18 protein-coding genes are annotated in these 24,472 nt (G+C 72.7%); 3 read left to right on the forward strand and 15 right to left on the reverse strand.

Annotated elements, in window-relative coordinates; translation table 11 throughout:
* Positions 1 to 714: 714 nt before the first annotated feature.
* Positions 715 to 2,295 (reverse strand): DUF4192 domain-containing protein, encoded by a 1,581-nt coding sequence (locus C7C46_RS20580; protein ID WP_110671355.1) that lies wholly within the window; start codon positions 2,293 to 2,295, stop codon positions 715 to 717.
* A gap of 170 nt (positions 2,296 to 2,465) precedes the next feature.
* Between C7C46_RS20580 and C7C46_RS20585 the strand changes: the two genes are divergently transcribed.
* Together C7C46_RS20585 and C7C46_RS20590 are read left to right on the forward strand one after the other, a co-directional pair.
* Entirely contained in the window at positions 2,466 to 4,673 is a 2,208-nt protein-coding gene (locus C7C46_RS20585) for a RecQ family ATP-dependent DNA helicase (protein WP_110671356.1), read from the forward strand.
* A gap of 253 nt (positions 4,674 to 4,926) precedes the next feature.
* A complete protein-coding gene (locus C7C46_RS20590; RefSeq protein WP_181442439.1) occupies positions 4,927 to 5,619 on the forward strand; it encodes a hypothetical protein in 693 nt (230 codons plus the stop codon).
* Between the two features lie 66 nt (positions 5,620 to 5,685).
* On the opposite strand, the gene C7C46_RS37580 is transcribed toward C7C46_RS20590, so the two are convergent.
* The 13 genes from C7C46_RS37580 to nrdR all read right to left on the reverse strand — a co-directional run bounded on the left by C7C46_RS37580 (position 5,686) and on the right by nrdR (position 20,978).
* Positions 5,686 to 6,135 carry a hypothetical protein gene (locus C7C46_RS37580; RefSeq protein ID WP_342775418.1) on the reverse strand — a complete coding sequence of 150 codons (450 nt, stop codon included), beginning with the start codon at positions 6,133 to 6,135 and terminating at the stop codon, positions 5,686 to 5,688.
* Between the two features lie 438 nt (positions 6,136 to 6,573).
* Positions 6,574 to 7,254, reverse strand: coding sequence for a ribonuclease HII (locus C7C46_RS20600; protein ID WP_110671357.1), 681 nt, complete (start codon positions 7,252 to 7,254; stop codon positions 6,574 to 6,576).
* Between the two features lie 256 nt (positions 7,255 to 7,510).
* The gene (locus tag C7C46_RS20605; protein ID WP_245984608.1) at positions 7,511 to 8,467 is read right to left on the reverse strand and encodes a carbohydrate ABC transporter permease; all 957 of its coding nucleotides are present in this window, start codon (positions 8,465 to 8,467) and stop codon (positions 7,511 to 7,513) included.
* Positions 8,464 to 9,504, reverse strand: coding sequence for a carbohydrate ABC transporter permease (locus tag C7C46_RS20610; RefSeq protein WP_110671358.1), 1,041 nt, complete (start codon positions 9,502 to 9,504; stop codon positions 8,464 to 8,466). Before C7C46_RS20610 ends, C7C46_RS20605 begins: the two co-directional genes overlap by 4 nt.
* Positions 9,505 to 9,607: 103 nt before the next feature.
* Positions 9,608 to 10,942 (reverse strand): ABC transporter substrate-binding protein, encoded by a 1,335-nt coding sequence (locus tag C7C46_RS20615; protein WP_245984625.1) that lies wholly within the window; start codon positions 10,940 to 10,942, stop codon positions 9,608 to 9,610.
* A gap of 500 nt (positions 10,943 to 11,442) precedes the next feature.
* Complete coding sequence (locus tag C7C46_RS20620; protein WP_110671360.1) at positions 11,443 to 12,705, reverse strand: cytochrome P450 family protein; 1,263 nt, start codon at positions 12,703 to 12,705, stop codon at positions 11,443 to 11,445.
* Positions 12,702 to 13,961 (reverse strand): cytochrome P450, encoded by a 1,260-nt coding sequence (locus C7C46_RS20625; protein WP_110671361.1) that lies wholly within the window; start codon positions 13,959 to 13,961, stop codon positions 12,702 to 12,704. The genes C7C46_RS20620 and C7C46_RS20625 overlap by 4 nt, the downstream gene beginning before the upstream one ends.
* The gene (locus tag C7C46_RS20630) at positions 13,958 to 14,623 is read right to left on the reverse strand and encodes a GTP-binding protein (RefSeq protein WP_110671362.1); all 666 of its coding nucleotides are present in this window, start codon (positions 14,621 to 14,623) and stop codon (positions 13,958 to 13,960) included. The genes C7C46_RS20625 and C7C46_RS20630 overlap by 4 nt, the downstream gene beginning before the upstream one ends.
* Entirely contained in the window at positions 14,604 to 14,969 is a 366-nt protein-coding gene (locus tag C7C46_RS20635) for a DUF742 domain-containing protein (RefSeq protein ID WP_110671363.1), read from the reverse strand. Before C7C46_RS20635 ends, C7C46_RS20630 begins: the two co-directional genes overlap by 20 nt.
* Positions 14,966 to 15,406, reverse strand: coding sequence for a roadblock/LC7 domain-containing protein (locus C7C46_RS20640; protein WP_110671364.1), 441 nt, complete (start codon positions 15,404 to 15,406; stop codon positions 14,966 to 14,968). Before C7C46_RS20640 ends, C7C46_RS20635 begins: the two co-directional genes overlap by 4 nt.
* Positions 15,406 to 17,076, reverse strand: a complete 1,671-nt coding sequence (locus tag C7C46_RS20645) for a sensor histidine kinase (RefSeq protein WP_110671365.1) — start codon at positions 17,074 to 17,076, stop codon at positions 15,406 to 15,408. The genes C7C46_RS20640 and C7C46_RS20645 overlap by 1 nt, the downstream gene beginning before the upstream one ends.
* 306 nt (positions 17,077 to 17,382) lie before the next feature.
* Positions 17,383 to 20,283 (reverse strand): vitamin B12-dependent ribonucleotide reductase, encoded by a 2,901-nt coding sequence (locus C7C46_RS20650; RefSeq protein ID WP_110671366.1) that lies wholly within the window; start codon positions 20,281 to 20,283, stop codon positions 17,383 to 17,385.
* A 188-nt stretch (positions 20,284 to 20,471) separates the two neighbouring features.
* Positions 20,472 to 20,978, reverse strand: coding sequence for a transcriptional regulator NrdR (nrdR, locus tag C7C46_RS20655; protein ID WP_110671367.1), 507 nt, complete (start codon positions 20,976 to 20,978; stop codon positions 20,472 to 20,474).
* Positions 20,979 to 21,629: 651 nt separating this feature from the next.
* Between nrdR and lexA the strand changes: the two genes are divergently transcribed.
* A complete protein-coding gene (gene lexA / locus C7C46_RS20660; protein ID WP_245984627.1) occupies positions 21,630 to 22,292 on the forward strand; it encodes a transcriptional repressor LexA in 663 nt (220 codons plus the stop codon).
* A 67-nt stretch (positions 22,293 to 22,359) separates the two neighbouring features.
* Here the strand turns inward: lexA and C7C46_RS20665 are convergent, their stop codons facing one another.
* The gene (locus C7C46_RS20665) at positions 22,360 to 24,468 is read right to left on the reverse strand and encodes an ATP-dependent DNA helicase (RefSeq protein WP_110671369.1); all 2,109 of its coding nucleotides are present in this window, start codon (positions 24,466 to 24,468) and stop codon (positions 22,360 to 22,362) included.
* Positions 24,469 to 24,472 lie beyond the last annotated feature (4 nt).

The following is a 24,472-nucleotide window of genomic DNA, read 5'->3' on the forward strand; positions in this document are numbered from 1 at the left end:
GCCAAGCGCGTCAAAAGGGGTACCGCGGCCTGTGGACAACTTCCCGGAACCGCACGGACGGACCCTCGGAACCGGCCTGAGCCGGCCCCGCCCGGACAGCCCCGACTCCGCCCGGGCATACGGGTCTCCCTCGCGGAGGCCCGCCGCCTGTTCAACCTCATCGGCCGCCCCATCCGCGAGATCCAGAACGCCTTGCGCTGGTCGACATTCCGCCGCCGTCACCAAGTTGAGGCCAGAAGGCACCACTTCCGCAGGCGCATGCGCCGCCAGATGATGCAGATCTAGCCCTGTAGTACTAGGGCGGTCACCGCCCGCCATCGGGCCCGACAACGCGTCAGCCGACAGCGCGTCAGCCGCTCTCGGCCGGCGCCCAACCGGCGGCCGCCGGGCGCGCGGCGCCGGACCCGCGGCTGGCGGCGGCCCCGGACGCGGGGGCGGCCCGGCCCGGGCGGGTGTTCGATGGCCTGCCCGGAGCGGGGCAGGGCCCCGCCGAGGCTGAGCCGGCCTGCCCCGGCTCCAGTGTGCGCGGGCACCGGCGATCGACGCGGGCTGACCCGAAGCCGGGGCTGCGGTCGACCGCCCGGGCCGCCGTCGCCCGCAGCCAGTCGGCCGCCGCTCGCGGCCCCGGGTGCGCCGCGGCCCTGGGATCCGGAGACCCCGGATTCTGAAGCCCGCGCAGGTGAGGTGCGGTGACGGGGCGTGGGCAGCTTCATGTCAGGCTCCGATCGTGCGGTCGCTGCTGCTGCTCCGGCGGTGCCGCCCCCGCCTGGCCAGCCGGCCGAACCGGCCACGGGCCGGCAGCCGCGGCGCCCCGCGCTCCGGCGGCCGGCTCGGTTCCGGTTCGGTGGCACCGGACGCGAGCGGGCCGGGCGGCGGGCCAGCCTTGCCCCGCTGACGCGGGATCAGGTCAGCTTCGGGGGCCTCGGCCGACGGCGCGGCCTGGCCCGCGGGGTCCGACCGACCGTCCGCTGCCCCGGCGGGCAGTTGCCGGGCACCGACCCGGCCGGGGAGTGGCCTACCCGGCTCGGACTCCCGCGGCGGCTGGACGTCCGGCGAGGCGTCCGCCCCTTCGACGGCCCGGGCCTGCGGCGCGGCGGCGCCCGGCTCCGCACGGTCAGGGCTGTCCTCGGGCCCGGCCACCTGCTCCCCGGCGGCCCCCTCCCCGGCCGGGGCGGCCTCGTCGGCGGCTCGGCGCGCCCGCTCGGTGCGGATGATCTCGCGCAGGCCGTCCGGCGGGAGGCCGCCGTTGAGCGAGAGGTAGAGCAGCTCGGCGAGCGTGTAGTCCGGGTCGAGCTCCAGGGCCCTGCCCAGCGCCACCCGACTGGTCGCGGTGTCGCCGGCCAGCCAGGACGTCCAGGCCAGCAGGGTGAGCGGGGCCTTGGCGTACTCCTCGTAGGGCGCCACGCAACGGCGGGTCAGGAACCGCCACAGCCGCTGCGCCGCCGCCAGTTCACGCGGCTCGGCGTACTCGGCGCCGCGGTCGCGGGTGACCCGGTGCTGGAGCGCGACGATCAGCCGGGCAGCCCGCTCGTCGTCGAGCAGGGGCGGGCCGAGGCTGGACTCGGCCATCGCCTCGGCGATCAGCTCGACGTTGGCCTGCAGGACCCGGGCGGGCCCGTTGGGCTTGGCCAGGTCGCGGACCACCCGGGCCATCTGCAGCTCCAGGGCCCGGCGCAGCCGCTCGCTGTGCGGCGGACCGATCGGGGCGAAGGCCGCCGCGATCGCCTTGCGGCTGCCCCGCGGCGCGAGCCCGGCCACGGTGGCGGCGGCGACCACCGCGCGCGGGTCCCTGGCCGAGTCGACCGGGACGCCGTCGGGCGGGCAGCAGTCCGGATCGGCGCAGAGGAAGGACCACCAGCGCCCGGCGGAGACGCACAACGACTCCTTGACCGCCAAGTCCAGCTCGCGGAAGGCCCGCAGCAACTGGTCGGCCAGCGGGCGCAGCGCGGAGAGGGCCGACGGCCCCTCCGGCTCGGGATCACGACAGAGGTAGATCAGCACCGCCTCGGCCGGCTTGGCGCGCTCGGCGGACAGCTCGACCAGGGTGCGGGCCACCTCGGTGGCCAGCGGCGCCCAGTCCCCCGGGTCCTCGGGGATGTCGAGGCGGATTGCGCCGACCTGCTGGAGCGCGGGGCCGTGCAGGGGCACGACGACGATGCTGTCGTCGGGGTAGAAGCCCAGCAGGTACGGGAGCATGGCGGCCATGTCGGCCGGGCCGCGCATCCGCAGCAGCGGGAAGCCGCGGAGGCGGCCGGTGGACGTGGGGGCGGGGTTGGTTGCGTCGTCGTACGTCATGCCGGAAGAGTGCGACCGATCGCTCCCGCCCGACAGCACCTCCTGGTTTCCTGTGGACAACCCGGGGGGTGTGGATAACTTGGGAGCCACCGAGGCAGCTGTCAGGCAGTTGTCCACAGGCTGGGCCGTTCGTTCGCCCGCTGTCGGCCGGACAGGGTTACATAGGGGCCATGGACCAGCCGATCACCACCCCCGATCTGCCCCAGGGCCACCAGCCCGCCACCGACCCCGACCGCGCCGCCGTGCGCCGACGGGCCGAGGCGGTGCTGGGTGCGCTCGCCGGGCCGGGCGCCAGCCTGCGCGAGGACCAGTGGACGGCCATCGAGGCGCTGGTGGTCGACCGCCGGCGGGCCCTGGTCGTCCAGCGCACCGGTTGGGGCAAGTCCGCGGTCTACTTCATCGCCACCTCGCTGCTGCGCGCCGTCGGCGCGGGCCCGACCGTCATCGTCTCCCCGCTGCTCGCCCTGATGCGCAATCAGGTGGAATCCGCAGCCCGCGCGGGAATCCACGCACGCACCATCAACTCCGCCAATCCCGAGGAGTGGGACGGGATCCAGGCGGAGATCGCGGCCGGCACGGTCGACATCCTGCTGGTCAGTCCGGAGCGGCTGAACAACCCCGACTTCCGCGACCAGGTGCTGCCCAAGCTGGCCGCCGCGACCGGCCTGCTCGTGGTGGACGAGGCCCACTGCATCTCCGACTGGGGCCACGACTTCCGCCCCGACTACCGCCGGCTGCGCACCATGTTGGCCGACCTGCCGCCAGGCGTCCCGGTGCTCGCCACCACCGCCACCGCCAACGCCCGGGTCACCGAGGACGTGGCGGAACAGCTGGGCACCAGCGGCACCGACGGCCGGGCGCTGGTGCTGCGCGGGCCGCTGGACCGGGAGAGCCTGAGCCTGTCCGTGCTCCAGCTGCCCGACCCCGCCCACCGGTTGGCCTGGCTCGCCGACCACCTCGTCGACCTGCCGGGATCGGGCATCATCTACACGCTGACGGTGGCCGCCGCCGAGGAGGTCAGCGAGTTCCTGCGCCACCAGGGCTTCACCGTCGCCTCCTACTCCGGCCGGACGGAGGACGCGGAGCGCCGCACCGCCGAGGCCGATCTGCTGGCCAACCGGGTGAAGGCGCTGGTCGCCACCTCCGCGCTCGGCATGGGTTTCGACAAGCCGGACCTCGGGTTCGTGGTGCACCTCGGCTCACCCGGCTCGCCCATCGCCTACTACCAGCAGGTCGGCCGAGCCGGCCGCGGGGTCGACCGGGCCGAGGTGCTGCTGCTGCCGGGCCGCGAGGACGAGGCGATCTGGCGCTACTTCGCCTCGCTCGGTTTCCCGCCCGAGGAGCAGGTCCGGCGCACCATCGACGCGCTGGCCGAGGCCGGCCGCCCGCTGTCCACCGCCGCGCTGGAGACCCGGGTTGACCTGCGCCGGGCCCGGCTGGAGACGATGCTCAAGGTCCTCGACGTGGACGGCGCGGTCCGGCGGGTCCGCGGCGGCTGGCTGGCCACCGGTGAGCCGTGGGCCTACGACACCGAGCGCTATGCCAAGGTGGCCCGCGCCCGGTCTGCCGAGCAGCAGGCGATGAGGGAGTACGCCGACGGCCGGCGCTGCCGGATGGAGTTCCTCCGGCTGCAGTTGGACGACGAGCAGGCCGCCCCGTGCGGCCGGTGTGACGTCTGTTCAGGTCAACGGCACAGCACCGAGGTCTCGCCCGCCACGCTGGACGCGGCCCGCGCCGCGCTCGGGCGTCCCGGGGTCTCCTTCGAGCCGCGTCGGCTGTGGCCCACCGGCATGGAAGCCCTGGGCGTCCCCTTGAAGGGGAAGATCCCCGCCGACGAGCAGGCCCTGCCCGGCCGCGCGCTCGGCCGCCTGTCCGACATCGGCTGGGGCGGTCGCCTGCGCACCATGCTGGCCGACGGGGCACCGGATCTGGCGATCCCTCAGGACGTGCTGGACGCCATGGTCACCGTGCTGGCGGACTGGGCCCGCGGGTCCGACGGCTGGGCGGGTCCGGCCGCGCAGACCGCCCGCCCGGTCGGCGTGGTGACCATGTCCTCGGCCGGGCGGCCCCAGCTGGTGGCCAGTCTCGGCGCCCGGATCGCGGAGGTGGGCCGGCTGCCGCTGCTCGGCCGGATCGAGTACGACAACGGCGAGCCGCCGCACGGCGCCCGCAGCAACAGCGCCCAGCGACTGCGCTCGCTGGCCTCCGCCCTGGTGCTGCCACCGGAGCTGGCACAGGCACTGGCGGCCAACCCTGGTCCGGTCTTCCTGGTCGACGACCTGGTCGACAGCGGCTGGACGGTCACCGTGGCGGCCCGGCTGCTTCGCCGGGCCGGGGCCGAAGCGGTGTTGCCACTGGTCCTGGCGGTGCAGGCTTGATCGGATGCGGTGCACGGTGTCGGTGATGGCCTGACCGCTGTGGTCCTTCCGGGCACGCCGCACCCGGCTGACCCACCGCCATCCGGGGAATATATCCGGCAGATCCACGGCTTTCGGGCAGCATTCATCATTTCATCGTTGCCGCTCGCGCCATCTGACGTGAGAATTGCAGCGTACCCAGTCACCGGTCCTGCGGACCTGACTTCGGCGTACACACGTGCCCGCGATTTTTCCCGGGCCGGGAAGGAGGACCATGAACGGTATTGACCGCGGTCGGCCTTCATACGCCACGGGGAGGTCCATCGACCTGGAGGGCTGGGACAGCGCCGGGATCCCCTTGCTGCGCGACCCCCGTGAGCTGGTCACCGACCTGCAGCAGCGCCACCTCCCCCAACCCGGCACCAGTGTCCTCGCGGTGCTGGACAGCGAGCACCGGGTGGTCGCCTCGGCCTCCGTCAGCGCCCGACCGCACGTCACCGACGGCTGGCAGCACCGCAATGCACTGCTCAACCAACTGCGCCGGGTGACCCCGCACGACCTGCGCCTGGCCGTGCCGCGCCGCACCGCGGTCCTGTTGCACTGCCGTGAGGGCGTCCCGGGCTGGACCGAGGAGGACGGCGCCTGGATGTGGGCACTGCACGACGCGGCTTCCCTGCACGGACTGCGTTGCGGCGCCTACCTCACGCTGACCCCGGGCGGCTGGCACGTCTTCGGTGACGGACGCTCCGGCCGTACCCCGCACTCGGGGTCGTGGGCAGAGCGGCCGCTGCACACCGTCTCCGAGCTGCCGGCCCGCGAGGCTCCCGCTGTGCAACCGCTGCAGGACTACGGCCGCCCCGGCCGAGGTTGGAACGCCGTCAGCACCGTCAGCACGGCGAGCGCCGCCGCCGAACCACTGCGTCCGGAGTCGGCCAGGCAGGCAGCGGCCCGGCAGGCGGCACGCTGAGCCCGTCCACCGGGACACCAAGAGCACCGCCCGCGGGCCCGCAGGCCCGTGAGCCGCGGGCCCGTACTACACCAGCGCCGGCTGCCCGCCCGCGGCGTGCGCACCAGTCACCAGCCCAGCCAACTCACCACCGGCCACCTCACCGGTCAAGTCGCCGGTCAAGTCGCCGGCCAGCCCACCGGTCGCGCCGCAGACGAGCAGCAGCGAGACGGCGTGGCCGCGGGCCCGCTCCACCGCGAGTACGGCACTGCCGGCGTCGGTGGTCTCCAGCACCAGGACCACCACCTCGCGGCGGGCCGGACGGCCCAGTTCGAGGCCGGCGTAGAAGACATCGCCGCCCTCGGCGAGCTGCGCCCAGTAGCGCTCCTCGCCGAAGGAGAGTTCGTGCTGCTGCCACGGATGCGGCTCACCGCTGGTCAGCACCAAAATCTCGCCGGGCTCCCGGCCGGCATCCAGCAGGAGGTCCACCGCCTCGTCGGCCCGCTCCAGCGCGGCACCCGGCCGGGCGGGGAGCAACCGGATCGGCGGGCCGGCAGGCCCCGGCCGCGACCCCGGCCGCGGACCAGGTCCGGCCGGCTGCGCGGCACGCGCGACGGGACGTGGCGGACCAGGTCGCGGAGCCGGGCGCGGCGGACCCGGCCGGGGGCCGGGCAACGGGGTGGCAGTGGGACCGGGGCGGGCGGCTCCGCTCGCGGCGGGCGGGGTGGGGGCTGGTGCGTCCGACTCGCGGGGGAAGGGAACGCCGGGGCCCGGGATGCTCTCGTGAATCTCCGGCTCCTCGGGGAAGGCAGGCATACCCGGATATCTATCAAATGCCGATCGAGTGCGCACGGGCGCCCCACCAGGTGGGCGACATGCCGTCACTTCGTTCAGCGGAATGTGCCCCGTCCGAACGTTTCTGACGATCACTCAGGAGGTTGCCGGCCATCGTTCGGGCCAGAGTCCGCCAACCCCTCAGAAGCCCAGGGTGAGCTGCTCGCCGTCGCCCGTCTCGCGGGTGCGCTTGAGGTGGCGCCACCTCGGCAACGCGTCCAGGTACGCCCAGGAGAGGCGGTGGTGCGCGGTCGGACCGAGCTCCTCCAGCGCGGCGCGGTGCACGGGCGAGGGGTATCCCGCGTTGTCCTCGAAGGCGTAGCCGGGGAACTCCGGGGCCAGTTCGGACATCTGGCGGTCCCGGTGGACCTTCGCGAGGACCGATGCGGCCGCGACGCAGACGCAGCTCTGGTCTCCCTTGATCACGGTGCGGACCCGCCACGGACCGCCGAGGTAGTCGTGCTTGCCGTCAAGGATCACGGCGTCCGGACGCACCGGCAGCGCCTCCAGCGCGCGGGTCGCCGCGAGCCGCAGCGCCGCCGTCATGCCCAGCTCGTCGCACTCCAGGGCACTGGCCTGGCCCAGCGCGTAGGCGGTGACCCAGTCGGCGAGCACCGGCGCCAACTGCTCGCGCCGGCGCGGGGTGAGCAGCTTGGAGTCGGTCAGGCCCTCCGGCGGGCGCCGCTGACCGGTGATCGCGGCGCCGACCGTCACGGGGCCGGCCCAGGCACCGCGCCCCACCTCGTCCAGGCCGACCACCACGCCGGCACCCGTCCGGCGCAGGGAACGCTCCACGCGGTGGGTCGGCGGCTGGTAGGGCATGGCGGTGATCCGTTTCGGCTGGGCAGGTCGGTGCACGGGACTCGGGGTTGGGCGGGGCTGGCCGTGCAGCACGGCCGACCACCCCGCCCCCAGCCTACGGCGACCGGCGGACCGGTCCGACCGCCCGCCCCCCGACCGGGCCGACCAGCCCGACCAGCCCGACCAGCCCGTCCGACCGTCCGACCGACCGTCCGACCGTCCGACCGACCGACCGACCGACCGACCGGTCAAGCCGCCCGGCCCACCAGCACCGACGTCACCCCTTGACCGACCCGGACAGCAACCCCCGCACGAAGTACCGCTGCAGAGCGAAGAAGACCAGCAGCGGAACGATCATCGAGAGGAAGGCACCGGCGGTCAGCAGTTCCCAGTGGCCGCCGAAGGAGCCGGAGAGCTGCGCGAGGCGCACGGTCATCGGCGCCACCTCCGGCGTCCCGCCGGCGAAGGTGAGGGCGACCAGCAGGTCGTTCCACACCCAGAGGAACTGGAAGATCGCGAAGGAGGCCAGCGCAGGGGTGCAGAGCGGCAGCACGATCGACCGGAAGATCTTGAAGTGCGAGGCGCCGTCCACCACCGCCGCTTCCATCAGGTCGCGGGGCAGCTGGGAGATGAAGTTGTGCAGCAGGAACGTCGCCAGCGGCAGCGCGAACATCGTGTGCGCCAGCCAGACCGGAGCGTAGGTCCCGCTCAGGTTGAGGGCGGGCACGATGGTCGCCCCGCCGACGTGGGCACCCCCGGAGAACAGCTGCAGCAGCGGGATCAGGGTCATCTGCAGCGGGACCACCTGCAGGGCGAAGATCAGGAAGAAGAGGGTGTCGCTCCCCCGGAACGGCACCCACGCCAGCGCGTAGGCCGCCATCGCCGCGATCACCAGCGGGAAGACCGTGGCGGGGACCGAGATGGCCAGCGAGTTGACCAGGTACGGCATGAGGCCGCCGCTGACGCCGAACCCGCCCTCGAAGAGCACCGTGTGGTAGTTGGCGAGCGTCGCGTCCGGGTGGGTGAAGAAGGTCCACCATCCGCTGTCGGCCACGTCCTGCTTGGGACGCACCGAGGTGACCAGCAGCCCCAGCGTGGGAATGGTCCACAGCACCGTGAGCACGACGACCAGCAGCGAACTGAACGGGCTGCTGAAGGCCTTGCGGACGGCCTTGGCCGGCGGCAGCGGCGCTTCCGACGGCTGCGGCTGACGATCCATCAGTTGGCTGCTCATCGGGTGGCCCGCTCCTTGCGCAGCTGGACGATGTTGTAGCCGACCAGCGGGAGCACCGCGAGGAAGAGGATCACCGCGAGCGCGCTCCCCCGGCCGACGTTGAACTGGACGAAGGACTGCGAGTACATCTCGTTCGCCAGCACCTGCGTGCCGAAGTTGCCGCCGGTCATGGTCCGGACGATGTCGAAGGCCTTCAGGGTGACGATCATGACGGTGGTCAGGACGACCACCAGGGTGGTGCGGATCATCGGCACCGTGACGTACCAGAACAGTCGCAGGCCGCCGGCGCCGTCCAGCCGGGCCGCCTCGGTCACCTCGTCGGGAATGGCCTTGATGGCCGCCGACAGCACCACCATGGCGAATCCGGTCTGCACCCAGATCATGACCGCCATCAGCAGGAAGTTGTTCAGCGGATGGGACAGGATCCAGTTCGGCGGGTGCTTCCAGCCCAGCCAGATCACGGTCTGGCTGAGCAGGCCGATCTGGTTCTGCGCGGAGTCGCGGGCGTCGTAGACGAACTTCCAGATGATGCTCGCGCCGACCAGGGAGATCGCCATCGGCATGAAGATCAGTGACTTGTAGACGGTCTGCCCGCGCATCCGGTCCACCCACAGCGCGAGCAGCAGCCCCAGCCCGGTGGCCAGGAAGGGGGCCACCACCAGCCAGAGCAGGGTGTTGAGCAGCACCTGGTGGACCGAGTCGGTGGTCAGCGCCCAGGAGTAGTTCTTGCCGCCGAGGAAGCGCTTGCTGTCGTCGCTGTAGAAGCTCAGGAACACCGTCCGGACCAGTGGCACCACCAGGCCCACCAGCAGTAGGAGCAGTGCGGGCCCGAGGAAGATCCCGATGGCCAGCGGTCGGCCGAACCGCCCGGTGGCGCGGCCCGCCGCGAAGAAGACCACCAGGAGGACACCGAGGAAACCGGCGATCGCACCGACACTGTTGCCCAGCTTGACCGCGACGTCGTTCCACCCCGAGTCGGCCAGCAGCGCGCCGGCCGAGCCGGAGCCCGCGAGCTGGGTGGCCCCGGTAAGCAGCATTCGAACGGTGTCCTTCCTGATGACGTTCCGACAGACCCCGGACCACTGGGCCGCCAGGTAGCGGCCCGCCGCCGGGCGGGCCGCTACCTGGCGGACACTCCGCCTACTGCGGCCAGGCCGCGTCGATGTCCGAACTCACCTGCTGGATCGACTTCCCCTCCGCGAACCAGGCGGTCAGTGACTTCCACTCCTGCCCCGAGCCCACCGCTGCGGGCATCAGGTCGGAGGCGTCGAACCGGAAGGTGGCGGCCGGGTTGGTCAGCGCGTTGGCCGAGAGCTGGTCGATCGGGTCGGTGTACAGGCTCTTGTCGACGCCCTGGTTGGCCGAGACCCAGCCGCTGGCGACCTTCACCCGGCTGCTCGCCCAGTCCGCGGTGGACAGGTAGTTCTGCACCGCCTGCACCTCGGGCCGGTCGGAGAAGGCGGCCAGGAACTCGCCGCCGCCCTCGACCGGGGTGGCCACCGACGGGTTCACGGCCGGCAGCTGGAAGGCGAAGATGTCGCCGTCCGGCGCGATCTTGGTGCCCTTGGGCCACTGGGCCTCGTAGAACGAGGCCTGCTGGAGCATCGAGCACTTGCCGGTGAGGATCGGCGCGCCGGCGTCCTGGAAGGTGGTGGTGGCGATCGACTTCACGTCGCCGATGCCCCCGTTGACCCAGGCCGGGTTCTGCATCCAGCCGGCCACGGTCTGCATCGCCTGGGCGATCTGCGGGTCGCCGAACTTGACCTTGTGGCTCACCCACTGGTCGTAGACGTCGCCGCCCTGGCTGCCGAGCACGACCTCCTCGAGCCAGTCGGTGGCCGGCCAGCCGGTCGCGGTGCCGGAACCGATGCCGCCGCACCAGGGCTTGCCGCCGTTGGCGCCGGCCTTCGCGATCTTGTCGCTGAGTGCCATCAGGTCGGCCCAGGTCTTCGGCACCTGGTACCCGGCCTGGGTGAACGCCTTGGGCGAGTACCAGACGAGCGACTTCATGTTGGCGCTCATCGGGGCGGCGTAGAAGGTGCCGTTGACCGAACCGTAGGACTTCCAGACCGGGTTCCACTGGTTCTCGTTGGCCACGGTCTGGGCCGGCGGCTTGACCACCTTGCCCGTCTTCACCATCTGGGCGAGCAGCCCCGGCTGCGGGATGATCGCGAAGTCCGGGACGTTACCGCCGCCCACCCGCACCGGGAGCTGGGACTCGAAGTCGTTCGACCCCTCGTAGGAGATCTTGATCCCCGTACAAGAACTGAACTCAGCCCAGGACTTCTCCAACGAGTCCGACTCGGGGCTCAGGATCGAGGCGAACATGGTCACCTTGGTCCCGGCGTGCCCGGCGTACGGCTGGTACTTGGCGCACGACCCCGACAGCGTGGCCGCCCCGGTGGACCCGCCACCGCCGCTCGAGCTGTTGGAGCAGGCCGCGGCGAGGCTGAGCCCCAGCACCGCCGGAACCACCAAGAGCCGATTGCGAAGCCGGACATTCAATCTGATGTTCAATGCGTTCTCCTGCGGCCTGAGCTGAGCGAACGACGGAACGAACGACTGGCACGAACAGCCGTTGCCGCCACGAGCCCGCGACCTGGGCAACTCTGGGAGCGTGCCCACCCGCGGCGGGCACGGTGCCCCCCCGGCACGGCGGCGAACAGGCGGGCGGCGGACAGGCAGTACGGGCAGCGGACGAGGCGGCGGACGGGAGGGACAGCGTGCAGAACAAAGCCGCGGCAGCACCTGCCGCGGCCAGGTCGACGGTGACTAGGCGTGAAGACGTTAACGCAACGGTCATCGGACGCCAAGGGACGCGTTCATCTTTCATCGCCTGGTGTTCCAGTCGTGACCTCCCCGTGCTGCTGAGGTCCGCGGATACCTACCCCGTCTGGGCCTGAGCACGCCAACGGCGTGGGAAGTCGGCCGTCCCGACTTCCCACGCCGCTACCGCACGAGGGGGCCCGCCCGCCTCACCAGAGCCGGATCGGCAGCTCCCGCAGGCTGTTGACCACCAGCGAGGCGGCCGGCCGCAGTTCCGCGTCCGGCACGGCGAGCCGCAGGGTCGGGAACCGCTCGAAGAGCGCCGGCAGCGCCACCTGCGCCTCCAACCGGGCCAGCGGCGAACCGGGGCAGACGTGCGGGCCGTGCCCGAAGGAGAGGTGGCGCAGCGGGTCCCGGGTGACGTCGAACAGCTCCGCGGTGACCCCGTGCTGCAGCGGGTCCCGCCCGATCGCGTTGTACGAGATCAGCACCGGGTCCCCGGCGGGGATCACCACCTCCGCCCCGCCACCGGCCACCGGCACGTCCGCCGCGGCGAACCGGAACAGGAAGTTGCTGGTCGGCGGGGTCCACCGGAGCGACTCCTCCACCACCGCGGCCCAGCTCACCTCCCCCGAGCGCACCAGCGCCAACTGGTCCGGGTGGGTCAGCAGCGCCCGCACCGCGTTGGTGATCAGGTTGACCGTCGTCTCGTGGCCGGCCGCGATGATCACCCGCAGGGTGGCCGCCGCCTCGGCATCGGACAGCGGCCGGGCCGGGCTGCCCGGCTCCGCCGCCTCCGACAGGTCGGCGGCCAGCAGCGCGCTGGTCAGGTCCTCGCCGGGCGCTTCCCTGCGGCTGCGGACCAGGCCGTTCACGAAGGCGTTCAGCGCGGCCACGGTGGCCTGGATCCCGGCCGGGTCCGGCACGCTGCTGAAGAAGCGTTCGTACAGTTCGCGCAGGTGGTCGTGGTCGGCCGGGTCGACGCCCAGCAGCGAGCCGATCACCGTCATCGGCAGCGGGAAGGCGAACTCGCTCTTGAGGTCGACCTCGGGCCCGCCGGCCGCCAGCCGGTCCAGCAGCCCGGCGGTGATCGCCGCCACCTGAGGACGCATCAGCTCGACCCGGCGCGGGGTGAACGCCTGCGCCACCAGGGCGCGCAGCCTCCGGTGCTCGGCCCCGTCGGTGGTCACCATGCTGGGCCCGGGCACCGCGAGCCCGATCAGCGGCCAGTCCTTCGGGACCTCGCCGCGCTGGTAGGCGGCCCAGTGGGCGGCGTCCTTCACCAGCCGAGGGTCCGTCAGCAGCTCCCGGGCCGCCCCGTGCCGGGTGACCGCCCAGGCGGCCACCCCACCGGGCAGCTCCACCCGGGCCACCGGCCCGGCCGCCCGCAGCAGCGCGCCCTCCCGGGCGTTGTCCCGCGCCAGCGGGTCCAGCACCACCACGTCGTCCCCCACCGAACGGATCCCGCTCATCCGAACACTCCTCCACTCGTCGCCGCCGGGGTGAAGCCCACCGGCAGCGCCACCAGCGCCCGCACCCAGGCGGACGGCCGCCAGACCAGCGCGCTCTCGGCCACCGCCAGCCGCAGGTCCGGCAGCCGGTCCAGCAGCACCTCGATCGCGGTCGCGGCGATCACCTCGGCCGCCTCCTGGGCCGGGAACGGGCAGCGGTGCTCCCCGTGCGAGAAGCTCAGGTGCGCGTGGTTGCCCTCGGCCGCGGCCCCGTTCGGCTGCCGCACCGCCGGGTCGGCGTTGGCCCCGGCGAACCCGAGCAGCACCAGGTCCCCCGCCGCGATCCGCTGCCCGCCCAACTGGGTGTCCCGGGTGGCCCACCGCCCGGCGAAGTTCTGGGTCGGCGTGTCCTCCCAGAGCGCCTCGGTGAGCGCCTGCCCCACGCTGCGCCGGCCGCCCGAGAACGAGGCCGCGAACCGGTCGTCGGTCAGCATCAGGCGCAGCGCGTTGGTGATCCAGTAGGCGGTCGGCTGGTGACCGGCGATCAGCAGCACCCGCAGGTCGCGCATCACCTCGTCGTCGGTCAGTCCGGCCGGGTGGACCAGGAGCCGGGAGGTGATGTCCGCACCGGGCTCGGTCCGCTTGGACTCCACCAGCTCGAGCGTCATCGCCAGCAGCCGCTGCGCGCCCTGCTGCGCGTTGGCACCGCCGTCCAGCATGTCCAGCAGTGCCTGGATCATCTCCGGCACCTGCTCGGAGTCCAGGCCGAGCATCCAGCACAGGACCAGCAGCGGCATCCGGTGCGCGTAGTCGGCGACCAGGTCCGCCTCGCCCCGGCCGGCGAACTCGTCCACCAACCGGTCGGCGACCCGCTCGCAGTAGGTCTTCAGCTCGTACGGGTCCACCGCACCGAGCGCGGCGGTGATCGCGGCCGAACGCCGCTGGTGCTCGGCGCCCTCGGTGTACAGGATCGACGGCACCGGGGCCATCATCGGCCGCAGCGGCCAGTCCTGCGCGATGGTCGGCCAGGCGTTCCAGCGGCTGGAGTCGCGCCCGAACAGCTTGGGCTGACTGGTCACCAGCTGCAGCTCCCGGTAGCCGATCACCAGCCAGGCGGAGACCCCGCCGGGCAGTTCCACCGGCGCCACCGGCCCGTGGGCGGCCCGCAGCTCGCGGTAGATCCCGCCCGGGTCGGTCTGGAACCGCGGCCCGTAGAGCGGCGCGGCCGCGCGGTGCGCCGGGCAGCCCGGTGGCGGGGAGGGCAGCGGCTCGGTCACGGGGCGTTCTCCAAATCAGCAGTGGGATCAGCGGCGGGATCAACGGCGGGGGCCGCGGCGACGGCGAGCTCCGTCAGGTGCCGGACCAGTCCGATCAGCACCTGCTTACTGGACTCGCGGTCGCGTGCGTCGCAGTCCAGCAGCGGGACCCCGGGCGCCAGGTCGAGCGCCTCGCGCACCTGGTCGAGCGTGTGCGCCGGGTCCCCGAAGTTGTTGCGGGCCACCACGAACGGCAGTCCGTGCTGCTCCAGCCGGTCGATCGCGTACCAGGAGTCGGCCAGCCGGCGCGGGTCCACCAGTACCACCGCGCCCAGGGCGCCGCGGAACAGCCGGTCCCAGAGGAACCAGAACCGCTGCTGCCCGGGCGCGCCGAACAGGTAGAGCACGCTCTCCTCGGACAGGGTGATCCGCCCGAAGTCGAAGGCCACCGTGGTGGACCGCTTCTGCGCCACCGCCGAGCGGTCGTCGATGCCGACCCCGGCCCGGGTCATCACCTCCTCGGTGGTCAACGGCCGGATCTCGCTGACCGAGCCCACCATCGTGGTCTTGCCCGCGCCGAAGCCGCCGACCACCACGATCTTCCAGGCCCGGTCGGCGGTGCTGCGCAGCGCGGTGCGCCCGCCGGCAGCGGCCACCGACCCGTCAGAGCCGTTCGAGTCCATGCAACACCTGCTTCAACGTGTCGAGATCGGGCAGCGCGGCCTGCGGGACGAAGCGCGGGTGGCGGGCGGTGATCTGGCCGGCCTCCAGCAGGTCGCCGAGCAGGATCTTGACCACGCTGATCGGCAGCCGCAGTTCGGCCGCCACCTCCACCACCGCGGTCGGGGACTCGCACAGCCGCAGGATCTGGGCGTGCTCGGACTGCATCCCGGGCACCGGCGCCTGCTCCGCGACGATCAGGGTCACCACGTCGAAGGCGTCGGTGGCGGCCCGGCTCCGGCCGCGGGTCACCGTGTACAGCCGGTCCGGCCCCTCCTCGGCCCGGTGCTGCCGCGGCGGGCGGCTCATGCGTCGGCGGTGGTGTCGTTCCCGTCCCCGGTGCTGTCGTCCCCGCGCGGCGGCGCGCTCAGGAACTCGCCGATCTGCTCCACCAGGCCGTGCATGTTGTGCCCGACCAGGCCGACATCGGCGCTCTCGTCGGTCACCACCGCCAGGTGGGCGCCCTGACCCGCCTCGACGATGCACAGGATCCCGCCGTGGAACTCGGTCATCGACTGGCGCACGCCGCCGGTGCCGTCGCCGAACTCGATCGAGGCTCCGTGGGCCAGGCTCTGGATGCCGGAGGCGATGGCCGCCAACTGGTCAGCCTGGTCCTCCGTCAGCCCGGCGCTGTGACAGAGCTTCAGGCCGTCCGCCGAGAGCACCAGCGCGTGCCGGCTGTCGGGGGTGTGGACCAGCAGGTTCTCCAGCAGCCAGTCGAGGGAGCGGTCGGTGGTGCTGCTCATCAGGCGTCGTCCTTCGAGGAAGATCCAGCAGATGGGGTGGGAGCAGTGGGGTGCGGGCCGCGGGCGGCCTGGCGGAACGCGCCGAACCGTCCCGCCGACTCCGCCGCCCGGGCCCGCACGGCGGGCAGCGCATCACGATCACCACCGGCCGCCGCGGCGCCCGTCACCGGCGAAGCCGTCGCCGTCCGGGCACCGGCCGGCGGCAGGCCCGTCGCCGCGGCCAGCGTCTGCCCGCGCCGCCGCTTCGGCAACCCGGCCTCGGTCTCCAGTGCCGGCGGCCGCGCCGCCGGCTCGGCCGGCGCCGGGTACACCGGGCTCTGGGCCACCGCTGCCGGACCCCTCGTCAGCTCCGCGGACGGCTCAAGTGCCTGATGTGTGATCAGCTGCTCGGGCACCCGCACCACCACGCCGGTGCCCCCGCGCGAGGACGGCCGGAACGAGACCGCCAGCCCGTGCTTGCGCGCCAGCGCGCCGACCACCGCGAGGCCCAGCCGGGTCCCGGCCGAGAGCGTGGTCAGGTCCAGCGGCTCCCCCGAGACCGCCTGCTCGGCCCGGCGCAGCCAGACCTCGGAGAGCCCGAGCCCGCCGTCCTCCACGGTGATCGCCAGCCCGGAGTGCAACTCCTCCACGTAGACGTGCACCTCGGCCGGCGGCGCGGAGAAGTTGGCGGCGTTGTCCATGAGTTCGGCCAGCACGTGCATCACGCCCTCGGCCGCGTAGCCCGCCACCGCGGCGGTGCTGGCCGAGTGCAGCCGCACCCGCTGGTAGGCGCCGATCCGGCCGAGCGCCCCGCGCAGCACGCTCTCCACCGGGATCGGCCGGGCCCAGCGGCGACCGCTGCGGGCACCGGTGAGCACCGCGATGCTGTCGGCCAGCCGGCCCGCCTGGGCGGTGCTGTGGTCGAGCAGCAGCAGGTCGCCGAGCACGTCCTCGCCGTGCCGGTGCTGCATCTCGCGCAGCTCGGCGTGCATGCTGGTGGCCAGCGCCTGGACCCGGCCCGCCGCGGTCGCGCAGACGGCCAGGGCAGCGGCCCGCTGCCGCTCGCCGAAGGCGATCTCCCGGGCCAGCAGGCCCAGCAGCTTCTCGTGGGCGGTCTGCCGGTGCGCGACCAGCACGGTCTCCACCGAGGCCCCGGCCCGCAGCCGGCGGACCACCTCGGGGATGGTGACCTCGGCCAGCCGGACCAGCTCGGCCCGTTCGTCGTCGGCGGCGGCACCGGTGGCAGCGGCCTCGGCGCGGGCCTCCACGGCTTCGGCCCGGGCGGCCAGCAGCTCGACCCGGGCGGCTTCGGCGTCGGTGTGGGCGGCGTTGGCCCGGGCCCGGGCGGCCTGCGCCTCGGCCACCGCGGTGGCGGTGGCGGACTCGGCGCGCAGCACGGCGGCCACCGCGGCCTCGCCCTTGCTCCGGGCGGTGGCCAGCTCCGCGGCCAGCTGGCGCGCCCGGCGGCGCTGGGCCAGGGCAACGCCGACGGCGGCGCACCAGGCCAGCGCGCCGACCCCCGCCCAGAGCGCGACCACCCACCGCCGGGCCGCCGGTGCCGCGGCGGTGGCGACGGCCACGGCGGCCGCGGCCGCCAGCAGCGCGGCGAACGCGGCGGGCAGGGTCGCTGATCTCCCCGGGCCGGCGGATCTGCCGGAGAGTCTGCCGGACAGGCGGGAGCGTGCGGTCATGGGCGGTTCCTCGGACGGGCGGGAGGCAGGGCAGGCGACAGCGCACCAGCCTCCGGCAGCCCGGAGCTGCATGATCAGTTCACGCGGTCAATAGATCATATCGACTCAGAAGACGCACTCAACCGGCCAGTTGACGTGATGTCCAGCAAGCCTCGGCCCGTCCGCCAGTTCCGGGCACGAACGACGAGCGGTCTGCCGGACGCCGAAGGGGCGGTCGGTCCGGATCATCCGGACCGACCGCCCCTCAGTCGCTCACCCCACCGTCACCGCCGCACCGCGACCGGTGACCGGCGGCAGCCGCTGGTATCAGCTGCAGCCGCTGGTCGAGCCGCAGCCCTCGCAGAGGTAGCAGCTGCCGGCCCGGCGCATCTTGGTGCCGCAGGAGAAGCAGAGCGGCGCGTCGGCGTTCAGGCCCTGCTGGATCTCCAGCAGTTCGGTCGAGCTGTGCGCGACGGGGCGGGCCGCCGCTGCACCGGCGGCCGGCAGGGCCGGCGCGGCCGGCTCGGCCTTCGCCGCCGGCTCGGCGGTCCGCGGCGCCGACTGGGCCAGGCCCTCGACGTCCAGCTCGTCCTCGAGCGGCTCGTAGGAGCCGGTCTCCAGGTGCCGCTGGCGCTCCTCCACCGAGTGGATGCCCAGCGCGGAGCGGGTCTCGAAGGGCAGGAAGTCCAGCGCCAGGCGGCGGAAGATGTAGTCGACGATCGACTGGGCCATCCGCACGTCCGGGTCGTCGGTCAGACCGGCGGGCTCGAAGCGCATGTTGGTGAACTTCGAGACGTAGGTCTCCAGCGGCACGCCGTACTGCATGCCGACCGAGACCGCGATCGAGAAGGCGTCCATCATGCCCGCCAGGGTCGACCCCTGCTTGGACATCTTCAGGAAGACCTCGCCGAGACCGTCGTCCGGGTAGGAGTTGGCGGTCATGTAGCCCTCGGCGCCGCCCACCGTGAAGGAGGTGGTGATGCCGGGACGGCCCTTGGGCAGGCGCTTGCGGACCGGGCGGTACTCGACCACCTTCTCCACCGCCTTCTCCGCGGCGGGCGCTGCCGCGGCCGACTCGGCCGCCGGGGTCTTGGTCTTCGCCGACAGCGGCTGCCCGACCTTGCAGTTGTCGCGGTAGATCGCCAGCGCCTTGACGCCCAGCTTCCACGCCTCGAAGTAGATCTCCTCGATCTCCTCGACGGTGGCCGCCTGCGGCATGTTGACCGTCTTGGAGATCGCACCGGAGATCCACGGCTGGATCGCCGACATCATCCGCACGTGGCCCATCGGCGAGATGGAGCGCTCGCCCATCGCGCAGTCGAAGACCTCGTAGTGCTCCGGCTTCAGGCCGGGGGCGTCGACCACGTTGCCGTGCTCGGCGATGTGGGCGACGATCGCCTCCACCGACTCACCGTGGTAGCCCAGGCGCCCGAGCGCCCGCGGCACGGTGTTGTTGACGATCTGCATCGAGCCGCCGCCGACCAGCTTCTTGAACTTGACCAGCGCCAGGTCGGGCTCGACGCCGGTGGTGTCGCAGTCCATCATCAGGCCGATGGTCCCCGTCGGGGCCAGCACCGAGGCCTGGGCGTTGCGGAAACCGTTCTGCGCGCCGAGCCGCAGCACGTCCTGCCAGGTCTCGTTGGCCGCGGCCCAGATCGGGGCGTCGAGCTCGTCCAGCGCCACGACGGCCGAGCTGGCGTCCGCGTGCTGCTTCATCACCCGCTGGTGCGGGACTGCGTTGCGGGCGTAGCCGTCGTAGGCGCCGACCACACCGGCCAGCTCGGCGCCGCGACGGTAGGCGGTGCCGGTCATCAGCGAGGTGATCGCACCGGCCAGCGCGCGGCCGCCGTCCGAGTCGTAGGCGTGGCCGGTGGCCATCAGCAGCGCGCCCAGGTTGGCGTAGCCGATGCCCAGCTGGCGGTAGGCCCGGGTGGTCTCGCCGATCTTCTCGGTCGGGAAGTCGGCGAAGCAGATCGAGATGTCCATCGCCGTGATGACCAGCTCGACCACCTTGGCGAAGGTCTCGGCGTCGAAGGTGTCGTCCTCGCGCAGGAACTTCAGCAGGTTCAGCGAGGCGAGGTTGCAGCTGGAGTTGTCCAGGTGCATGTACTCGGAGCACGGGTTGGAGGCGTTGATCCGGCCCGACTCGGGGCAGGTGTGCCAGTGGTTGATGGTGGAGTCGTACTGGATGCCCGGGTCGGCGCAGGCCCAGGCCGCCTCGGCCATCTTGCGGAACAGCTTCTTGGCGTCGACGGTCTCGATGACCTCGCCGGTCATCCGGGCCCGCAGGCCGAACTCGCTGCCGTTCTCCACCGCCGTCATGAACTCGTCCGAGACCCGGACCGAGTTGTTGGCGTTCTGGTACTGGACCGAGGTGATGTCGTCCCCGCCCAGGTCCATGTCGAAGCCCGCGTCGCGCAGCGCGCGGATCTTCTCCTCCTCCTTCACCTTGGTCTCGATGAAGGCCTCGACGTCCGGGTGGTCCACGTCCAGCACGACCATCTTGGCCGCGCGGCGGGTGGCGCCGCCGGACTTGATGGTGCCGGCCGAGGCGTCGGCGCCGCGCATGAAGGAGACCGGGCCGGAGGCGTTGCCGCCGGAGGAGAGCAGTTCCTTGGAGGAGCGGATCCGGGAGAGGTTCAGGCCGGCGCCGGAGCCGCCCTTGAAGATCATGCCCTCTTCCTTGTACCAGTCGAGGATCGACTCCATGGAGTCGTCGACGGCCAGGATGAAGCAGGCGCTGACCTGCTGGGGCTGCTTGGTGCCGACGTTGAACCAGACCGGCGAGTTGAAGCTGAACACCTGGTGGAGGAGGGCGTGGGTCAGCTCGTGCTCGAAGACCTCGGCGTCGGCCGCGGTGGCGAAGTAACCGTTCTTCTCACCGGCCGCGCGGTAGGTGAGCACCACCCGGTCGATGATCTGCTTCAGGCTCCACTCGCGCTGCGGGGTGCCGACCGCGCCGCGGAAGTACTTGGAGGTGACGATGTTGACCGCGTTGACCGACCAGAAGTCGGGGAACTCGACGCCGCGCTGCTCGAAGTTGATCGAGCCGTCGCGCCAGTTGGTCATGACGACGTCGCGCCGCTCCCAGGTGACCTCGTCGTAGGGGTGCACCCCAGGAGTGGTGTAGATGCGTTCCATCCGCAGACCGCCCTTGGGTGCCTTGGCCCCCCGGGCCGCCTTGTCGGACTTCGACCCGCGCGCGCTGCCGCTCGTCGTGTCAGTCACTGCTCTCCTCCTCCTGGGCATGTGCCCCGAATACCCCAATTGTCGCCGCTGGGGTACCGCTGCTTCGCTTCTCCTGATGGGCGGGCGGGCCGGGAATGCCGACCGGTTCGCACCATTTGTCTGGAATGTGCGCCGTTTTCGGGCGCACGGATGCCCCAAGGGGGCCAGGGCCGGTGGACCCTGCTACCTCAGGGCGTCGTGGCGGGGGACGGGACGGCGCACGCGCCGTCCTCCTCCGCCAGGGCGGACCGCTCGGCACCGCGCAGTTCGGTGATGGCGGCCTCGAAGTCCGCCAGCCCGTCGTACGCCTGGTAGACCGAGGCGAACCGCAGGTACGCGACCACGTCGAGGTCCTTGAGCGGGCCGAGTATGGCCAGCCCCACGTCGTGGGTGGACAGCTCCGCGTTGCCGCTGGCCCGCACGCACTCCTCGACCCGCTGGCCCAGCAGCGCGAGCGCGTCCTCGGTGACCGGTCGGCCCTGGCAGGCCTTGCGGACCCCGGAGATCACCTTCTCCCGGCTGAACGGTTCGGTCACCCCGCTGCGCTTGATCACCATCAGCGCGGCCGTCTCCACCGTGGTGAAGCGCCGGCCGCAGTCGGGGCACTGGCGCCGCCGACGGATCGAGCTCCCGTCGTCCGTCGTTCGACTGTCCACGACACGACTGTCGCTGTGCCGACAGAAGGGGCAGTGCACAGGACGACTTCCTTCCGGAGGCGGACGGCGAGCGAGGACCACCACGGCCGGGCCATGGCGGGCAAGGACCACAGTCTAGGACACTGAACCATGATCCGCCGACACAGACCACAACCTGTGGGGCGCGAGCAGCATCCAACCACTAGATCTGGGAAAACGCACCGGGCAACACGCCGGTGATTCGTAGCCGCCGATGCACGCGCCGCCATCCCCACTGGTCAGCCCGGAGGGGCATTTCGCGAACTCACCCGGACAGCCGCGGGAAGCAGGCTAGAATCCTCTGGCTCGAACATTTAATCGACATACACCCAAAGCCTTGATCGAGTCAGCCGACTCCGAAATAATTCACTCGAACGTGTGTTTGGCGCAACCTTTCGATAGGTGCTGCCGTTGGGCTGGGCAAGCAAGGGGAACCGCCCGTCGAGAGGGGCCACCGTGAGCGCCGTACAGACCAGTAGCAGCAGTCCCACCGCCACCCAGAACAACATCGCCGACACCCGCGGCATCCCCGTGCAGGAGGACCGTAGGAGCATGGACCGCAGCGACAGCCAGCGCCCCACCGGTGCGCCGGGCTACCTCAGCGACCAGTCGGTCGAGCACGCCCCGGTGCAGGACGTGCCGCTGGGCCTGCCGAACGGCCAGGTCCGCTCGATGCCCGGCCGCCCGCCCGGCATCCGCACCGACGAGGCCGGGCTGACCGAGCGCCAGCGCCGGGTGATCGACGTGATCCGCGACTCGGTGCAGCGCCGCGGCTATCCGCCGAGCATGCGGGAGATCGGCCAGGCGGTCGGGCTCTCCTCCACCTCCTCGGTGGCCCACCAGCTGATGGCCCTGGAGCGCAAGGGCTTCCTGCGCCGCGACCCGCACCGCCCCCGCGCCTACGAGGTGCGCGGCGTCGAGGTCAGCCGCCCGAACACCGCCGAGGCCGCCGGCCGCCCCTCCACCTCCTACGTCCCGCTGGTCGGCCGGATCGCCGCCGGTGGCCCGATCCTGGCCGAGCAGACCGTCGAGGACGTCTTCCCGCTGCCCCGTCAGCTGGTCGGCGAGGGCGAGCTGTTCGCGCTCACCGTCCGCGGCGACTCGATGATCGAGGCCGCCATCTGCGACGGCGACTGGGTCACCGTGCGCCGCCAGCCGGTCGCCGAGAACGGCGACATCGTGGCCGCGATGATCGACGGCGAGGCCACCGTCAAGCGCCTCAAGCGCGAGGACGGCCGGATCTGGCTGATGCCGCACAACCCCGCCTACGAGCCGATCCCGGGCGACAACGCCACCATCCTGGGCAAGGTCGTCGCGGTGCTGCGCCGGCTCTGACCCTCCCCCCGTCACGGCGTCCCTCGCAGGTGCCCCTGTCCGCTCCCGGACCGGGGCACCTGCCGGTTCAGGCCCGCTTGGCCACCGGGCGCACCGGCGGGGCACCCGCGTCGATCGCCGCCAGCGAGCGGCGCACCTGGTTGCGGTCGGTGGTGTACCAGAAGTCCGGCATCGAGGCCCGGAAGAACCCGCCGTAGCGCGCCGTGGCCAGCCGCGGGTCCAGCACCGCCACCACGCCGCGGTCCTCCGCGGCCCGGACCAACCGCCCGGCACCCTGCGCCATCAGCAGCGCCGCATGGGTGGCGGCGACCGCCATGAAGCCGTTGCCGCCGGCCTCCTCCACCGCCTTCTGCCGGGCGCTCATCAGCGGGTCGTCCGGCCGCGGGAACGGAATCCGGTCCATCACCACCAACTGGCAGGCCGAGCCCGGCACGTCCACCCCCTGCCAGAGCGACAGGGTGCCGAACAGGCAGGTCCGCGCATCGCCGGCGAAGGCCCGGATCAGCTCGCCCAGGGTGTCCTCGCCCTGCAGCAGGATCGGCACGTCAAGGCGCTCGCGCAGCTGCTCGGCGGCCAGCTGGGCGGCCCGCATCGAGGAGAAGAGGCCCAGGGTTCGCCCGCCGGCCGCACCGATCAGCTCGGCCAACTCGTCCAGCATCTGCGGCCGTTCCGGCTCCCGGCCGGGGGCCGGTAGGTGCTTGGCGACGTACAGGATGCCCTGCTTGGGGTAGGAGAACGGCGAGCCCACGTCCAGCCCGCGCCAGTACGGCGGCGCGTCCTCGCCGCCCTTGCGGGCCGGCTCGGCGGCCGCGCGCTCGTCCGGCAGCCGTCCCTCGGCCGGCAGGCCGACCGAGGCGGCCACCCCGGCGAAGTCGCCGCCCAGCTTGAGGGTGGCCGAGGTGAGCACCACCGAGCGCTCGCCGTAGAGGTTCTCCCGCAGCAGCCCGGAAACCGTCATCGGCGCCACCCGCAGCGAGGCGGGGACCAGGCCGTACCGGTCGTTGCGCTCGATCCACACCACGTCGTACGGCGACTCGGAGAGCAGCCGCTCGGTGGTCTCGTGCAGCGTCTCGGCGGCGGCCATCGCCTGCTTGCGGACCACGTCCTCGTCGGTCAGGCTCTTGTCCCTGGTCTCGCCGAGCGAGGTGATCACCTGGCGGCTGGCGTCCCGGATCGCGGCGACCGCGTAGCCGAGGTACTCGGGCAACTCGTCGACCTTGCCGGGCTGGGCGGTCTCCATCAGCCCGTGGTAGCTCTCGGCGGCCGCCTGCAGCGCGTCCACCGCCTTCTCGTTGGCCAGCCGGGCGGCCCGCTTCACCGCGCGGTTGACCGCGCCGACGGTCAGCTCGGCGGTCGCCGCGCCGGTCACCCGGTTCACCAGCTCGTGCGCCTCGTCGATGATCAGCAGCTCGTGCTCGGGCAGCACCGGGGCGCCCTCGATCGCGTCGATCGCCAGCAGCGCGTGGTTGGTCACCACCACGTCGGCCAGCTTAGCCCGCTCCCGGGCCTTCTCGGCGAAGCACTCCTGGCCGTAGGCGCAGCGGGAGGCGCCCAGGCACTCCTTGGAGGTGACCGCGAGCTGGGCCCAGGCCTTGTCGGAGACGCCCGGGGTCAGGTCGTCCCGGTCGCCGGTCTCGGTCTCGCCGGCCCAGTCGCGCAGGCGCAGGATGTCCTGGCCGAGCTTGCTGCTCGCGCCGCCGAGCGCCTCGGCCGGATCGAACAGGCCCTCGCCCTCGTCGCCCGGGGTGCCCTCGTTGGCCCGGTGCAGGCACAGGTAGTTGGACCGCCCCTTGAGCATGGCGAACAGCGGGCGGCGGCGCAGCAGCGGGTGCAGCGCCTCCACCGTGCGCGGCAAGTCCCGCTCGACCAGCTGGCGTTGCAGCGCCAGGGTGGCGGTGGCCACCACCACGCGGTCGCCGTGCGCGAGCGCCGGGACCAGGTAGGCCAGCGACTTGCCGGTGCCGGTGCCGGCCTGCACCAGCAGGTGCTCGGCGCCCTCCATCGCGGCGGCGACGGCCTCGGCCATCCTGATCTGGCCGGGCCGCTCGACGCCGCCGACCGCGGTCACCGCGGCGTGCAGCAGTTCGGGGATGCGGTCGGCGCCGTCCTGGACGGCGGTGGCGGTGTCGGCACCGGACTCGTCGGTCGGCAGCTGGGTTGCGGAGTCGTTCGTCATGGCG

Origin of the sequence: Streptomyces tateyamensis (genome assembly GCF_003205575.1) — a bacterium.
Classification (GTDB): Bacteria; Actinomycetota; Actinomycetes; order Streptomycetales; family Streptomycetaceae; genus Kitasatospora; species Kitasatospora tateyamensis.